This window comes from Legionella maioricensis (genome assembly GCF_023618015.1).
Classification (GTDB): domain Bacteria; phylum Pseudomonadota; class Gammaproteobacteria; order Legionellales; family Legionellaceae; genus Legionella; species Legionella maioricensis.
The window spans coordinates 162,841-178,904 of the sequence record NZ_JAJKBJ010000002.1 but is presented as its reverse complement, the minus strand read 5'-3'; the positions used below and the strand labels follow the sequence as shown (position 1 = coordinate 178,904).

The window sequence follows — 16,064 nt, the reverse complement described above, 5'->3', positions numbered from 1 at the left end:
GAATGCGTAATACGGGCTACATGCGTCAAGATGGGATTAGCGCTTTGAATCCCAATAATTTTTGAGATACATCATCAATGAAATACTCTGATCTTAGAGACTTTATCGCTCAACTCGAATTACGTGGATTATTAAAACGTATTGATTACCCCGTATCTCCCTATCTTGAAATGACTGCAGTAAGTGATCGTGTTTTACGCGCTGGTGGACCTGCTCTTCTTTTTACTAATACCCCAAACTATGACATGCCTGTTCTTACTAATTTATTTGGTACCGTTGAACGGGTGGCCATGGGCATGGGTGAAGAAACCATCACTGCATTGCGAGAGGTTGGTAAATTATTAGCTGCTTTAAAAGAGCCAGATCCCCCCAAAGGATTTAAAGATGCTTTTAGCAAACTGCCCCTGTTGAAGCAAGCGCTGAATATGGCGCCAAAGTATATTAATGGCGCAGAGTGTCAAACCCACGTTTGGGAACATGATGAAGTAGATTTAACTCGTTTGCCTATTCAAACGTGTTGGCCTGGTGATGTCGCCCCCTTGATTACCTGGGGCTTGGTGACTACTAAAGGGCCACAGCAAACCCGGGAGAATATGGGGATTTATCGCCAGCAATTATTGAGTAAGAATAAATTAATTATGCGTTGGTTATCCCATCGAGGCGGTGCTTTGGATTATCAGGCTTGGCAACAGGCTTATCCAGGCGAACGGTTCCCCGTAGCGGTAACTTTGGGAGCGGATCCGGCCACCATATTGGCAGCAGTAACCCCAGTTCCTGATACTTTATCCGAATATGCATTCGCGGGCTTATTACGTGGCCAACGTACCCGATTGACTCGTTGTATCGGCAGCGAATTGCACGTGCCAGCCAGTGCAGAAATTATTTTAGAGGGTTATCTTGAACCGGGTGTGGAAGCGCCAGAAGGACCTTATGGAGATCACACCGGTTATTATAACGAAATCCAATCATTCCCTGTTTTTACGGTCGAGCGTGTAACGCATAGAGAGAAACCAATTTATCATAGTACTTATACCGGAAGGCCTCCTGATGAGCCTGCTATTTTAGGCGTGGCCTTGAATGAAGTGTTTATCCCTTTATTGCAAAAACAATTTCCGGAGATTGTGGATTTTTATTTACCCCCAGAAGGATGTTCTTATCGTTTGGCCATCGTAACGATGAAAAAACAATACCCGGGGCATGCCAAACGGATCATGATGGCCGTATGGTCGTTTCTGCGTCAGTTTATGTATACCAAATTTGTTATTGTCTGCGATGATGATGTCGACGCGCGGAATTGGCAAGACGTTGTCTGGGCAATGACTACACGTATGGATCCTGCGCGGGATACAGTAATGATAGAAAATACACCTATAGACTACCTTGATTTTGCATCACCTGTATCCGGTTTGGGCTCAAAAATGGGAATGGATGCGACCAGTAAATGGCCTGGAGAAACACAAAGAGAATGGGGCAGGCCAATTATCATGGATAAAGAAATATTAGATAAAGTGAATGGGTATTGGCCTTCTTTAGGGTTAGACGAATGAGCGAAAAAATGATTCAGGCTCAAGTAGAGGCCATTTCACCACTGACTGATAGTATCGTGCAATTGATTTTGACTCCTGATGAATTCGTTGATTATCAGGCGGGACAATATCTGCAAATTTTATTTGATGATGAAGCCTTTAGCTATTCCATTGCGAATGCACCCTTAGGGTCGCATAAATATGAATTGCATATCAGACACAGTCTGGATAACCCTTATAATCAACGTTTATTTGCTCATATTAAAAAACAAGGCTCTGTGGCCATACGCCTACCCTTTGGTGAGTGCAGCATTAATCATTTAGCGGAGCAAAGACCGATTATGTTTATTGCCGGAGGAACAGGATTTGCTCCGGTTAAAGCGATGATAGAACAGCTATTGGCTAATTCAGATCAGAGACCTTTTGAGTTATATTGGGGAGCCCGATCGCAAAGTGATCTGTATATGGATGAAAAAGTAACCAGTTGGGAAGCCCATGTCAGCCGTTTTAACTATTTCTCTCTTCTTGCTGACGTAAGTAAAGAAACTCTGGCCTCTCAAGTTTTAAAAAATCATCCAAAAGACCTTGGTGAATGGCAAATGGTAATCAGCGGCCCTTTCGATATGGTGTACCGCACCAGAGATACATTAGTTGCTAACGGGGTGTCACCCGCCCATTTATTTTCAGATGCGTTTAGCTTTGAATCCAAATAATAAAACCACGTCAAACAAAGGGAACATGAAATGAATACTTTATATCAAATTTTAGGTGTTTTAGGTGCTGTCATGATTGTCTTTGTGTTATATCGCACCATTAAAGGTAGGCCTGATCAATTCAGCAAAGAAAACTTAAGTAAAAGCTTTTTAACCATGGGGGTATTAGCCCTGGGATTAATTGGCTTTATTGCCTTGTTGGTTTTAATGTTAAGAAACAGCTAGCATAACCAGAGTTCTTTACACGTTGTCCAATCTCTAATGCTTGGCATTAACATTTTGATAACTCCCTTCTTTTTCATTTAAATAATGATGAAGATGGGGATTGTTGATGGGGTGTTGGCTAGGATCAGCAATTAACATATTTTCCTCAACATAAGTTATTTGACTGCTGTCATCAACCAGTAGCCTGTACCAAGGGTTACGCGTTGCGAATTCACGCTTGCTTGCCTGCGGATTGTAAGTTCCCGAAGCCTGAAATAAAGGATCCACATCGACCACTATGGCTCTATAGCGAACGCGTTTATGAATCACCAAATCTCCGATGTTGAATTTAGCAATTTTATTCATCATTGGTCCCTTTTTTTGAGCATCATGATTCTTATATCGGTATCTTTAAAGAGATCTTGAGTCTTAATTGGTTTTTACAAGAGATGAATGGCAACGCAACATGCATGCCTAATTGGATTATTAACCTAATTAGTTAATTAATACATTGATGTCGTTAAAATTGATTATCAATAATGCATTAGATAATCTTAAGAACGAAATAGTTTAAATGGAGTAAAAATGTCATTTAGGAAATGTTGTATTTTATTAATTACAATTGTTCTATTAAAAACTTCATACGCTCAGGATAAAAAAGAAGCTCTAACACGATCTATTGAGCGAATAGAAATGCATGATCAAACATATATAAAGAAAAAAGGTCCTTCTTTTTTTAGACATATTAGTAGTGGACAAACGCCTCTTTTTACAATTGTCGCCTGTTCTGATTCGCGGGTACAAAGCAATATACTTGATGATAATCCAGAAGGTGATTTTTTTACGGTCAGAAACATTGGGAATCAAATACAAACCTCAATGGGGTCAGTAGATTATGGAGTTTCTCATCTCAATACCCAAATACTATTAATCATCGGTCATTCGGAGTGTGGTGCGATTGATGCTGTTATGGGTGATTATAAACATCTGGAGCCGGATATTGTAAAAGAGTTAGATACAATTAAGATTAGCTCAGGCGTTTCAAACATCGCTGGTGTTCAACAAAATGTTAATAACCAAGTTAATATCGCATTAAATAAATACTCTCAAAAAATTAAAAACGAGCAGTTATTCGTAGTGGGGGCCGTTTATGATTTTGCTAATGAAATGCATAAAGGCGCTGGGGAACTACTTATTATTAATATTAATGGTGAAACGAACCCAGCTAAATTAAAGAAAATAATTAATATAAAAATTAATGAATAACTAACTTTTCTTATGAAGCTCGGCAAGCGAGGCCTGGGTTAAGATCTGCAAACTGCAACCTGGGCTTCACTTTTTTCACTCAGGTTGCGCTTGCTAAACAATAATTAAATGAAACAGTTTTCTTAAGGTTTGGCGAAATGGTACTTTGCCAGTTCTATATCCACCAAAGGCAAGTTGCACCAGATATCAGATTAAGGACTAATTTGCTGGCAAAAAATCAAAAGGTTTGGTCGGCTTGAATAGTTTTGATACTTCGCCAGAGTGAACCTCTCCATTTTCCACGGCCAAGCTAAGTACAGGAGCATCCTGGGAAAAATTCAAGCTTTTTAAGTCAATCCAAAATGTATTGGGATAAGTTGACGAGTCATAATAATAAACCCTGTTCTTTTGATCGGAAATAGTACGATATATCGTCGATGCAATATTGGGTTTATCGGGGGTTGTAATGCCTAATGGCACCGAAACGGAACGCATAACTCCTAATACACCTGCAATAGCCTGATAAGTATAGGCTTGTTCTGGAACTCCTTGAATGTAATTACTACTTATTTGCTTAGGAATAGACTGAATCAAGAATGAGGCTCGGGCGAATCGATCCGCAGCCCGGCTTGTCCCTGGTAAGAATACATCGCCATTAATTTCCTGCCAGTATTCATTTAAGGCTAACTGTTTGCTGTATATTGGTGAGTTAGTCATGACTTGATATTGTTTGCCATGATGAATTACCAGCTCACCTGCAACATATTCCAAAATAGCCGAGTCCCCGCTTGGATCAGACAAAGATAAATGCACTTGGCTCGCTGTTCCATTCGGAAGGTTAGGTGCAATAATTTGGAAGGTTGTTTTCGACATAGCGTCTACCGCTTCATTCACCGTAGCAAAATTATCTAAAGCATACTGCCCCCAAAGGCTAATTGATAAAGGTGGATTGCCTTTTTTAGCACTACCATAATCTGATTCAGCCAAATAAAGCATATTCATCACCAGACCGCGTTCATTCATGCCGTCTGCAGTAGCAATATTATAAACAGAGGTAATCACAGAGCCGTATTTAGATACCCACTTGGGGGAGTCAGGGCCAGCTAAGCCATCGCGTTTCATACCTCTGGGAAATACCCAAAGGCTGGAATGCATGTTTTCCATCCAGTCCATAGAGCGTCCAGTAATGACAAGATCGTCTGAGCCTAAATAGACTGCTCTGGTGCACGCATGAGTTACTGGTATTTGGGCTAATAACCATGCTGTGCATAGGAGCAACGATGTTTTTTTCAGAGAAAATTTTTTCATTTATTCAATCCTTGAATTTGAGGTATGATTTAATGCTTTTAAGACGCATTATCGGAGATCTAAATTTCGATAGCAAGAAATCAGATTTCATTGCACCGCCCGTTGCAGATTTCTAAGAAGTAATCGCTAACAGTCCTTAAGCAAAATAAAGGGCCAAAATAATGCCTAACTCATAAAGCAAACACAGCGGCAAAGCAAGCATGATTTGGGAAAACACGTCTGGCGGGGTCAATAACATGCCAATGATAAAGGCCCCGACAATAATATAGGGTCTTATCTTTTTTAGCGTTATTACATCAATGATCTTTAAACGCACTAAAATCAGGGTAATTAAGGGAATTTGAAAGCAAAAGCCAAATAACAGCAACATTCGCGTGATAAAGTCCAATGCATAGGCCATATCAGGCATAAAATGTACTCCTTTAGGTAATGCATGGGTAAAAAACTGGAACATAAAAGGAAGAATCAGATAAAAGCAAAACGTTAATCCTGCAAAAAAAAGTAATACGCTTAAGAAGATTGCCCCACGAAATTGTTCTTGCTCATTTTTATGAAGGCCTGGACTGATAAAACGCCACAGATGAAATAAAGCAAATGGAGCGCTTAATAATAGTGCCGCATCAGCCGCAAGTTTAAGGGGAGTCACTATGGGGGAAGTAATTTGAGTGGCGATTAATTCACTTCGGTTAGGGAGAGCGGACAACAATGGACTCATTAAGGCATGAAAAAGATCCCCGGCTATGAAAAAAAATAAGAAAAAAAAGGCGCCAAAGAACAAGAGTATGTAGATGGCTCGACGACGTAATTCAAGTAAATGAGTTAACATGAGCTAAGATTTGAGTGGTAAACGAAACAATGCAAAATTTATCTCCATCCAGGACTTGCGCATTATCTCAATCTCAAGAACGGCGTAAGTCCTATCTTATTAACGTTGATTACCAAATGAGGATAAAAAGAGTAAAACAAATTAAACGGCGCAAGTCATTCTATTTTTAACGCCAACCCGCTCAGGCCTGATTTCTTTTAAACGATTAAATTGATCGACAAAAACGACAGTGGGAACCAGGGTTGCGCAATCTTCTTCTAATACTTGGGTAAAGGAGGCAATAATTACCAGATCCCCTGGAGTAACCAAATGGGCGGCCGCTCCATTAACGCAGATATCAGTAGACCCTTTTTCACCGGTGATGGCATAGGTTTCAAATCGGGTACCTGCAGTGACATTCCAGACATTCACCGCTTCATAAGGCAATATATTAGCGGCTTTGAGAAGTTCGGGAGAAATAGTGATACTTCCTTCATACTCCAGATCTGCCTGAGTGACACAAGCACGATGAATTTTTGATTTAAGCATTTTTCTATAAGCCATTGTTTCTTTCCTAAAGGTACACTGTAAATAGATAATCGTGGAGATTCATCCAGATTAAATTGTGTTTTAATTTTACATCATGATTGGAAATTTATGCTAGATAAATTTTAAAAATAACCCAGTTGAACCTTTCTGCATAATCAGCGCTCTTGGTGGCTTTATCCCAATAATTGCAGATCGCGAAGCGACGAAATGTTGCAATTCAGGGCGCCGGGCGAATAGAAATTAAGCGATTTTTGTGATTGCGCAGTGCACAATTTGATTTTTGTTTAGCCAGTTGCTACAGTAATACATTAAAGGTATTAACATTGATCTTTGTCTAGGGAAGGATAAGGGAAGTGAATAGTCTCGGCAAGGGGCCCTCATTTTTTTATCTATGGAAAGATAAAGGACGCGGACATCAGTCTGTGAAAGAGGAATCCAATGAAATCCAGCGAAGCGTCAGAAACATTAATTAGCATTTTAAGCACTAATGCGGAGCTTTCCCCCAGTAAAACAATCTATACGTTTTTAGCTGAAAACAAAGAGTCAGTAAACATAACCAATCAAAAGCTACTCCAAAAAGTAATGGAATCGGCCACTCGTTTATTAACCTTAACAAAAACTGCGTCAAGAGCAATTATATTGCTAGGACCTGGCTTAGACTACATTATTGCTTTTCTAGGTTGCTTAATGGCAGGTGTTATAGCCGTTCCTGCGTATCCTCCTCGTAACAACCGTCATGCCAAGCGACTATTAGCGGTTATCAACGATTCAAAAGCTGAAGTGGTTATAACCACTGCGGCAATTGTCCGCCAATATCCTTTAGATAGGGTGAAGATGCTCTTGGTTGATGAGGCCTTACCCATAGACGCTGATTGCGGTCGATTTCCGGTGCTCACCTCGGATAGACTGGCTTTCTTACAATATACTTCAGGTTCAACCGGTGTCCCTAAAGGGGTGATGGTCAGCCATGGTAATATTATTGCTAATATCACTTTAATTGATACGCTCATCGAAGGAAGCTGCCAAACAGTCTGTTCCTGGTTGCCTCCTTTTCATGATATGGGGTTAATTGGGGCCATTTTATACCCTCTTGTTCAAAATGTTCATAGTATTTTAATGGCGCCTACTACTTTTTTAAAATGTCCCTTTTTTTGGTTAAAAACCATTAGCGATTATAAGGTGGACATTTCCCCTGCGCCCAATTTTGCTTATGAAATGTGCGTTAACACCATTACTGAAGAAGAAAAAAAAGAACTGGATCTGAGCTCATGGATGATTGCGTTAAATGGCTCAGAGCCTGTTAATGCAAAAACACTGCATCAATTCACCGAGAAATTCAGTTCGTGCGGTTTTCATGCAGAAACTTTTTATCCTGCATATGGGATGGCTGAAACGACCTTAATGGTTTCTGGCAAAAAACCAGGTGATAACACGGTCATTTTAGATGTTGATAAACAAGTTTTGCTGGAGTCCCATAAGATTCATGTCGATAAAACGGCGAAGAGTCGCGTTAGCATTGTCGGCTGCGGTTATACTGCAGCAGAACATGAGGTGAAAATCATTAATCCCCAAACGCAACAGATCCTGGACGCTTATGAAATAGGTGAAGTTGTTATTGCTGGCCCCAGTATTACTCAGGGGTATTGGGAAAAACCTGAGGCCAGTGAGCAAATGTTTGGTTTAAAGCTGCCTCACAGCAATAAACGATTTTTGCGAACGGGTGATCTGGGTTTTCTGGATGCAACAGGTCAGTTGTTTATTACTGGGCGTTTAAAAGATCTCATGATTATTCGTGGCCAGAATATTTACCCACAAGATATTGAATATGTTGTTTATGAGAGCCATCCGGCTTTAATACGACATGGAGCCAGTGCTTTTCTAATGGAAATAGAAGATGAGCCTGCGTTGGTTATTATCCAAGAGGTTCATCGCAGAGCTAAAGATTTTGATGCGATTTTTGCGGCTATTTTGAGGCGCTGTTCAGAAGATTTAGCTGTTGTGCCGGCTAAAATTATCTTAATCCCGCAAGCAACCTTGCTTAAAACCTCTAGCGGCAAGGTGCAGCGTAATGCTTGTCGCGATGCCATGCTCAATAATGAATTAACCGTCATCGCTCAATGGCAAAAAGTTACCAAACAGGCACCACAACATCCGGTAGATGTTAAAGAGAATGATTTACAGACCTGGATGAGTCAATGGTTTGCCAACCGGTTGAATCTTAATTTACAACAGATCGATTCCAAGGCCAATTTTGCTTATTATGGTGTTGATTCAAGTCTTGCCATGCAGTTTTGCGCCGCTCTTGAACAATATCTGCAATGCGACATTAATCCAAGCCTGCTGTGGTCTTATTCAACAATAGAGCAATTAGCTAATTATCTGTCTCCTGCTCCATTTGTGCAAAATGAAACTCCGTTGGTACAGTCTCAAGAAAGTAAGAAACAACAGATGGAGCCCATTGCTATTATCGGGATGAGTTGTCGCTTTCCGGGCGGGATTAATACGCCTGAACAATTATGGAGTTTTCTACAAGAGGGCAAAGAGGGTATTAGACAAGTTCCTGCTGATCGCTGGAATGCTGAACTCTATTATGATCCTGTTCCCAATACCCCCGGAAAAATGGTTACCGACCGTGGTGGCTTTATTGACCATATTGATCAATTTGATGCGGCACTTTTTAACATCAGCCCCCGTGAAGCTGAAGCCATGGATCCTCAGCATCGACTCTTGCTTGAGCTTTCATGGGAAGCACTGGAGCATGCAGGTATTGCTCCCTCCTCACTCAATAACAGTGATAGTGGGGTATTCGTAGGCATTTCTTCTGATGATTACAGTCGTCTGGCGACTGATGCAGTCTATCAATACGCGGATGCCTATTATGGACTTGGCAATGCGCATAGTGCTGCCTCAGGGAGAATTGCCTATTTTCTAGGTAGTCAAGGACCCAATGAAACTGTTGATACCGCTTGTTCTTCATCACTGGTTGCGGTTTTTAATGCATGCCAGGAGCTGCAATCCAGGATGTGTCATGTAGCAATTGCTGGGGGGGTAAACAGTATCCTCGAGCCCAGCATAAGCATCAGTTTTTCGCAAGCAGGCATGTTATCACCCAGTGGCAAATGCCAAGTATTTGATGCCAATGCCGATGGCTATGTGCGCAGCGAGGGCTGCGGAGTGTTAATTCTAAAACGTTTAACGGATGCTCAACGTGACGGTGATAAAATTCTTGCTGTTATTCAAAGTGCCGTGGTGAACAGCGATGGTCATAGCAATGGCATCACCGCACCCAGTCCGCAGGCACAAAAGGAATTAATAGAAACAGCACTTAACCAGGCTGGTTTATCTGCTGATGCGATCAGCTATATCGAAGCTCATGGAACAGGTACTCGTTTGGGTGATCCCATTGAATTTAATGCGCTTAGAGAAGTATTTGCTACAGGTACAAGACAAAAGGTTTTGTACGTTGGTTCGGTAAAGAGCAATCTTGGTCATTTAGAGGCCGCTGCGGGCATGGCAGGGCTTATGAAAACCATATTGATGCTCCAGCACAAACAAATTCCTGCCAACGTACATCTTAAAAACGTTAATCCGTTAATCAATTTAGACAGCATTCCTGCCCAAGTGCCAACCCAGCTGCAGCGATGGGAAACCACTTCTGCCCAGACTATTCGCTACGCTGGAGTAAGTTCTTTTGGTTTTACAGGCACCAATGCTCATTTAATTTTGGCAGAAGCGCAACCTGATGAAAAAGAGAAGACTGTAACACCCCAGAGACCCTGGCATGTATTGACTTTATCAGGGCACACCCTGGATGCATTAAAAACGCAACGGACTAATATCTTAAATCTGCTTCGGCAAGAGATGAAACCAGAATTAGCCAATTTGTGTCATACCTTGAATGTCGGCCGAAGCGCTCTGGCTTACCGTTTGGTCGTGGGGGCAAAAACAATTGAAGACATGATCAGGCAGTTAGAAGCTTATCCTATAGAGGCTGAACCAAGGCCGATTACCCATAAACAATGCGCCTTCTTATTTACTGGTCAGGGGGCGCAATATTCGGGGATGGGCTTAGAACTTTACACCAGTCATCCATTATTTAAAGCCCAAGTAGATAACTGTTGCCGTCTCTTGGCTGACTATTTACCTGTTCCCCTGGATGAAGTGATGTTCAATCCGGAAAAGAATTATTTATTGCAACAGACTCAATACAATCAGCCCGCTTTATTTGTTTTGCAATACGCTATGGCTATGTTATGGATTAATTGGGGGGTTAAACCTACAGCAGTCATTGGTCACAGCGTAGGTGAATATGTGGCCGCGACTGTTGCTGGAATGATGCGATTGGAAGATGGCTTAAAACTCATTTTCTGGCGGGGCAAGCTCATGCAGGCCCAGAAAAAGGGAAGTATGATTGCAGTAAAAACCAGTAGCGAACTGGCTTTGCAATTACTCAATGAGGTAAAACAAGAATCAGCAACTTCTATTTTAAATATTGCAGCCATTAACAGCCCTAGTCAGATTGTGTTTTCAGGAGAATCAGAGTTAATTAGTCAATTAGAGAAGAGCTGTCAATTACGTGGTATAGCAATAACGAAACTTGCAGTATCCCATGCTTTTCATTCTGAACTCATGCGTCCCATGTTAGATGAATTTAGGGAAATTGCGGATACGATACAGTATATGCCTGCCAAGATGTTATTCATTTCCAATGTTACTGGTAAGGCCATGTCTTCTGTTACGGGTTCTTATTGGGTCAATCATGTACTGGCAACTGTTCAGTTTAATGATGGCATCAATCAATTGTTTGAAGAAAATTATCAGATCTTTATCGAGGTTGGCCCTCAGCCCATCCTGCTCAGTTTTGCTATGGTACGAAATCCAGCTCCTGCACAGGCGCTTTGGTTGGCTTCTTTGAAAAAAAACAGCTCGGATTGGGAAACACTTGCTGATTCAATAGGGCAACTTTACAGCCATGGCGTCGATATTAATTGGAGCGCTTTTGATGCGCCTTTTCAAATAGAACACTATTCAAAACCATTGCCAACTTATCCTTTTCAACGTCAGTCATACTGGTTGGCAAAGGAATCACATCATCAGGAAACCGTTCTGTTGGATGCCTTTATAAACCAGGCACTCTATCAGATTTATTGGAAAAAATTACCCTCGACTGGGGAGGGTTCGATAGAGCAACAAGCAGGAAGCTGGTTGATTTTTGTCAACCAGAACGCCGAGAGCAGCAAGATTGCTAATGTTTTATCAGAGCATTTGGCAGAAAGTGTTATCGTAAAAGCGGGTAGCGCCTATAAGGCTTCTCCATCAATAGTAATCCTGAATCCATTTGATCCCGAGCACTTTCTGCGTTTGCTAGCCAATCTGCCAGATCTAGCGGGTATTGTTTACCTGTGGGGAATGACCGATAGTGATTTTGTTAAAACAGATAAGACATCTACGATAATTACCGAGGTACTCACCCAATATATCAGCGAGGCTTGTGCTGGTTTATTACATTTAACTCAGGCGCTGATCCATAAAGGCGGTACAGCCAAGCTCAGGGTCGTGACCAGAGCGACCGCAGGCTTTTCTCAATCATCAATCCCGGTATTCACGCCGTTAATTGGTATGAGTAAAACCCTGGTACTTGAATTCCCTCAACTTGATTATCAGCATATTGATTTTGATGCTGACGCAACAGTTAAAGAGGTAAGCACCCAACTTAGGCCGCTTCTTGCAACACACTGTGAGACACCTCTGCTCGTATCCTATAAAAGTGATCTCTACGTGCCCCGCCTGCGCCATGCCAAACTCAAACATGCGAATGCCGAATGGAGGTCTGATTCTACCTGTCTTATCACTGGTGGCTTGGGAGGACTGGGTTTGACATTATGTAAATGGCTTATAAAACAAGGTATTAAGCATATTGTTCTCTTAGGCCGACGCCCCCTTACTACGGAGCTTGATGAGCAGTTAAAGGCCCTTAGTGGAGGTAATCAAACCATCAGTTACTTGCAAGCGGATGTCAGTGATATGGAGCAATTGCGCACCGCTTTATCTCTGGTGCAAAGCTCGTTGCCCACAATTAAAAGTATTTTCCATACGGCGGGCATTTTAAGTGATGGGCTTTGGCAGAATTTAAGCTGGGCACAATTTGAAGAAGTCTTTCGGGCTAAGATACAAGGCGCATGGAATTTGCATCAGTTAAGTATCGATTTGGCCCTGGATGTGGATTACTTTGTTTTGTTTTCATCCATAAGCGCTTTGCTGGGCTCACCAGGACAAGCCAATTACGCAGCCGCTAATGCTTTTCTGGATGGTCTGGCTCATTATCGTCAACAATCAAAGCTTGCTGCATTAAGTATTAATTTTGGCCCCTGGCAACAATTAGGAATGACTCGTGACTTGCCCCAATCCTGGTTATCGTATGGTATTAAAAATATTAGTGAAAAAGAAGGAATGGCAGCCCTTAGGGCGATGATGGCATCGCCATCTTCTCAGCTGTGCCTGATGCCAAACCGTATGTCATCGGAAATATTAGCCCAGTTGCCTTCATTCCATAGGACATTTTGGTCTGAAGCCATTCAATCGGGCTTCAGCGCAGAGTCGACTAATTCTTCTAGTGCGCCTGACCATGTCTTAAGTCAATTGAAAAATGCCAGTGAGCGGGAACGTGTTGCTTTTTTGACCGAGCTGGTTACCAAGGAGATTAAGACTGTTTTACGCTTAAAAGAAAATCAGCCCTTGGCAATGCATACCACTTTATTAGCCCTAGGGATGGATTCTTTGATTGCTGTAGAATTGTTACACCAACTAAAAAGTAAATTACCGGTTGCAAATCTTAGTGCGCAAACTCTGTTGCTGGAAAATCATTCCATTCATGAATTGATTAAAATACTTGATGAAATGATAAAAAAATCCCTGAATGAGATAGCGACAACAAGTCCAGAACTGCCTATTGCGAAGCGTAATCTTCATCAGTTCAACCAATTATTGCCACTCTCCGTACAACAGATAAGAATCTGGCGACACATCCAGGAACAGCCTGACAACCCGGCTTATCGGATTACCAGTTTCTTAGAAATTATTGGTTCGCTCGACGTGGATGCTTTGGAACAAAGCATCCGACAGGTTATTAAACGACATGCAATGTTGCGTTGTAGTTTTCATACTTATCTGAATACTACCTTTCAATTTTGTCATGATGAAGTCCATTTTAAGCTACAGTTTCTCGATCTGAGCCAGGCAACGGCCAGCCAACAGAAACTAAGAATTAACCAAGTGGTGGCGGAGGTAAGCCAGCATCAATTCGATGTCACAAAGGCACCGCTGTTGGAAAGTCGTTTAATTAAATGTACAGAAAAACAGCATATTTGGACATTAAGCTTGAGTCATTTATTGATTGATGGGGCAAGCAGTTTGATTCTTTTACAGGATATTCTTCATTACTATGCTCTGAATTTAAAAACAACTACCGAGGCATTAGATGAAGAAGCGGTTCCCTATCAAGCCTTTATTGATTGGCAATTAGCCAGTTTTGTAAATGGTTCCTGCCAGAAATATACCGCATTTTGGCAGGAAAAACTGCAAAATTACAAGCCTATTCCGTTGCCAACTGACAAAGCCATACCCGAACAAGCTTTAGCAGTGGGCTCCAGAGAACTCATTGACATTGCACCTGAGGATCTTGAGACGCTACAGAAGTTGGCCAAGGAGCATCAGCTGACCTTGGTCAATCTTTTGCTTGCTGCCTACGGATTACTACTGGCTCGTTTTGCGCAGACTGATCGTGCATTTATTACCATGCTTTGTTCCGGGCGAGAATTAGAGCCCTACAGAACAACAGTAGGTAATGTGGCCAATGAACTTCCTTTAATTATTAGTTTTGCTCCCGATGCGACTTTTTTCTCCATGGTAAAACAGTTACAAGATGATCTGGTTAATTCCCTTGATTATCAGTATTTTCAACCAGAGCAAATAACGGAATTAGGATTACCTGTTCCTGATGTTTCTTTTGATTTTCAGCATCTTTGCTTACCAGAAATGGATACGGGTTTTACTCTGCGCCCATTTTCTCTGAAGCAAGTCGATTTACCGCTTTGGGGAGCCAATCCACGTAAGTTGTCGCTTAAATTTAACTACACCAACGTATTAAGCGGTTATATCAAATATCGCCGAGATTTATATGAAGAAGAGACGATAAAACGTCTTGCCAAACAATATGTTATGACGCTGAAACAAATAATGGGGAACCCTGAAATCAAGTGCCGTGACATCATTATTGCCTTTCCAGGAGATAAATTATGAGTGAATTAAGCTTGGTGACCCCATCATCGACTCTATTTAAAGAGTATGATATTCGCGGCGTGATTGGGGAGGATCTGAATCGGGACACTTATTACACTCTGGGGCTTACTATTGGTAGCGAACTGCAAGACATCGACACATCTAAAAAGATACTGGTTTGCTATGACAGTCGTGCGAGTAGCGAGATTTTTGCCGAAGCATTGAAACGCGGCTTATTACTTAGCGGAATTCAAGTTATCGATATTGGCTGTTTACCCACGCCTGTTCTTCATTTTGCCATGCGTTTTCTTAATTGTCCTTCCAGTTTAATGGTAACAGCCAGTCATAATCCCATCGATTATAATGGACTAAAAATCAGTATTGCTGGCAAAAATTATCATGGTGCGCTCCTCAAAACCTTGTACTATCGCATGATTCACCATCAACTCAGAGTCAATGAAAAAAATGAGGGAGCTTATATCCAATATCCTTCGGAACTGCTCGTTGCTCAATACATTCAGGCGATTAAAGCCGATCTTTCGCTGCCCCAAAAACTGCGCGTTGTTGTCGATTGCGGTAACGCTGTTGCAGGTAAGGTGGTGCCTCAGTTATTAACCTCATTAGGTTGTGAGGTCATCCCTTTGTATTGTGATGTTCAAGAAACGTTTACCAATCATCACCCCGATCCTGCAATTGAAGAAAATCTGGCCGATTTATGTCGCGTCGTTCAGGAGCAGAAAGCCGATATAGGCATGGCTTTTGATGGTGATGGAGATAGACTCGGCGTTGTGGATAATAAAGGGACTATTATTCCTTCAGATCGCCTGCTTCTTGCTTTTGCGGCAGTAGTACTTAACACAAAAAGCAATCCCACCGTTGTCTTTGATGTGAAATGTACTCAGCAATTGCATGACTATATTTTAGCTCATGGTGGGATCCCGGTAATGACCAGAACAGGAATGGCTCACATTATGTCCAGCATGGCAGAGCATCAAGCAATTCTTGGTGGTGAATTTTGCGGTCACTTTTACTTTAAAGATCGTTGGCTTGATTATGATGACGGGATTTATGCCGCGGCGCGCACTTTGGAAATGCTCGGTGAACAAGCGAATGATGTCCATACTTATTTCAAAAAATTTCCCAAATCAATAAATACCAGTGAATTAAAAATTCCTATTTCGGAACATAAGAAAGAAGCATTTATGAGGCAATTGTTGGAGCAGGCGCCAAAATTCCTGGGAGGTACCATCGTTCGTATTGATGGGTTGAGAGTGAGTTTTGCCAACGCCTGGGGCTTAATCAGACCTTCAAATACGGGGCCTTGGCTAACCCTGCGTTTTGAGGCGAAGACAGAGAGTGATTTACAACAAATTAAATTATTGTTTCGTGAATTAATTACGATAATTAACCCTTTTCTTGAATTACCTTTTTAATGAG

The 16,064-nt window shown here is 41.6% G+C and carries 10 protein-coding genes; 6 read left to right on the top strand and 4 right to left on the bottom strand.

Annotated features, from left to right (window positions below):
* Positions 1 to 77: 77 nt before the first annotated feature.
* From ubiD to LOX96_RS03015, 3 genes are read left to right on the top strand one after another with little or no spacing between them, the layout of a single operon-like run.
* Complete coding sequence (gene ubiD / locus LOX96_RS03025) at positions 78 to 1,547, top strand: 4-hydroxy-3-polyprenylbenzoate decarboxylase (RefSeq protein WP_250420519.1); 1,470 nt, start codon at positions 78 to 80, stop codon at positions 1,545 to 1,547.
* Positions 1,544 to 2,239: an NAD(P)H-flavin reductase gene (locus LOX96_RS03020; RefSeq protein ID WP_250420516.1), complete on the top strand. Its 696-nt coding sequence runs from the start codon at positions 1,544 to 1,546 to the stop codon at positions 2,237 to 2,239. The genes ubiD and LOX96_RS03020 overlap by 4 nt, the downstream gene beginning before the upstream one ends.
* Before the next feature lie 30 nt (positions 2,240 to 2,269).
* On the top strand, positions 2,270 to 2,464 hold the full coding sequence (locus LOX96_RS03015) for a hypothetical protein (RefSeq protein ID WP_250420513.1): 195 nt from the start codon (positions 2,270 to 2,272) through the stop codon (positions 2,462 to 2,464).
* Between the two features lie 33 nt (positions 2,465 to 2,497).
* On the opposite strand, the gene hspQ is transcribed toward LOX96_RS03015, so the two are convergent.
* Positions 2,498 to 2,809, bottom strand: coding sequence for a heat shock protein HspQ (gene hspQ, locus LOX96_RS03010; protein ID WP_250420619.1), 312 nt, complete (start codon positions 2,807 to 2,809; stop codon positions 2,498 to 2,500).
* Between the two features lie 219 nt (positions 2,810 to 3,028).
* On the opposite strand from hspQ, the gene LOX96_RS03005 reads away from it, so the two are divergent.
* Positions 3,029 to 3,709: a carbonic anhydrase gene (locus tag LOX96_RS03005; RefSeq protein WP_250420511.1), complete on the top strand. Its 681-nt coding sequence runs from the start codon at positions 3,029 to 3,031 to the stop codon at positions 3,707 to 3,709.
* Positions 3,710 to 3,907: 198 nt separating this feature from the next.
* Here LOX96_RS03005 and LOX96_RS03000 read toward each other — a convergent pair whose 3' ends face one another.
* The 3 genes from LOX96_RS03000 to panD form a co-directional block, all read right to left on the bottom strand.
* Complete coding sequence (locus tag LOX96_RS03000) at positions 3,908 to 4,996, bottom strand: linear amide C-N hydrolase (protein WP_250420507.1); 1,089 nt, start codon at positions 4,994 to 4,996, stop codon at positions 3,908 to 3,910.
* 136 nt (positions 4,997 to 5,132) lie between these two features.
* The gene (gene tatC / locus LOX96_RS02995; RefSeq protein WP_250420503.1) at positions 5,133 to 5,822 is read right to left on the bottom strand and encodes a twin-arginine translocase subunit TatC; all 690 of its coding nucleotides are present in this window, start codon (positions 5,820 to 5,822) and stop codon (positions 5,133 to 5,135) included.
* Between the two features lie 141 nt (positions 5,823 to 5,963).
* Positions 5,964 to 6,365, bottom strand: coding sequence for an aspartate 1-decarboxylase (gene panD, locus LOX96_RS02990; protein ID WP_250420501.1), 402 nt, complete (start codon positions 6,363 to 6,365; stop codon positions 5,964 to 5,966).
* A 423-nt stretch (positions 6,366 to 6,788) separates the two neighbouring features.
* On the opposite strand from panD, the gene LOX96_RS02985 reads away from it, so the two are divergent.
* Both LOX96_RS02985 and LOX96_RS02980 read left to right on the top strand, forming a co-directional pair.
* Entirely contained in the window at positions 6,789 to 14,648 is a 7,860-nt protein-coding gene (locus LOX96_RS02985) for a type I polyketide synthase (RefSeq protein WP_250420498.1), read from the top strand.
* Entirely contained in the window at positions 14,645 to 16,060 is a 1,416-nt protein-coding gene (locus LOX96_RS02980) for a phosphomannomutase/phosphoglucomutase (RefSeq protein ID WP_250420495.1), read from the top strand. The genes LOX96_RS02985 and LOX96_RS02980 overlap by 4 nt, the downstream gene beginning before the upstream one ends.
* Positions 16,061 to 16,064: the final 4 nt, after the last annotated feature.

Bases quoted from the DNA above. Each gene is read 5' to 3' on its own strand.
- ubiD (WP_250420519.1), top strand. From the start codon at position 78: ATGAAATACTCTGATCTTAGAGACTTTATCGCTCAACTCGAATTACGT.
- LOX96_RS03020 (WP_250420516.1), top strand. From the start codon at position 1,544: ATGAGCGAAAAAATGATTCAGGCTCAAGTAGAGGCCATTTCACCACTG.
- LOX96_RS03015 (WP_250420513.1), top strand. From the start codon at position 2,270: ATGAATACTTTATATCAAATTTTAGGTGTTTTAGGTGCTGTCATGATT.
- hspQ (WP_250420619.1), bottom strand. From the start codon at position 2,809: ATGAATAAAATTGCTAAATTCAACATCGGAGATTTGGTGATTCATAAA.
- LOX96_RS03005 (WP_250420511.1), top strand. From the start codon at position 3,029: ATGTCATTTAGGAAATGTTGTATTTTATTAATTACAATTGTTCTATTA.
- LOX96_RS03000 (WP_250420507.1), bottom strand. From the start codon at position 4,996: ATGAAAAAATTTTCTCTGAAAAAAACATCGTTGCTCCTATGCACAGCA.
- tatC (WP_250420503.1), bottom strand. From the start codon at position 5,822: ATGTTAACTCATTTACTTGAATTACGTCGTCGAGCCATCTACATACTC.
- panD (WP_250420501.1), bottom strand. From the start codon at position 6,365: ATGGCTTATAGAAAAATGCTTAAATCAAAAATTCATCGTGCTTGTGTC.
- LOX96_RS02985 (WP_250420498.1), top strand. From the start codon at position 6,789: ATGAAATCCAGCGAAGCGTCAGAAACATTAATTAGCATTTTAAGCACT.
- LOX96_RS02980 (WP_250420495.1), top strand. From the start codon at position 14,645: ATGAGTGAATTAAGCTTGGTGACCCCATCATCGACTCTATTTAAAGAG.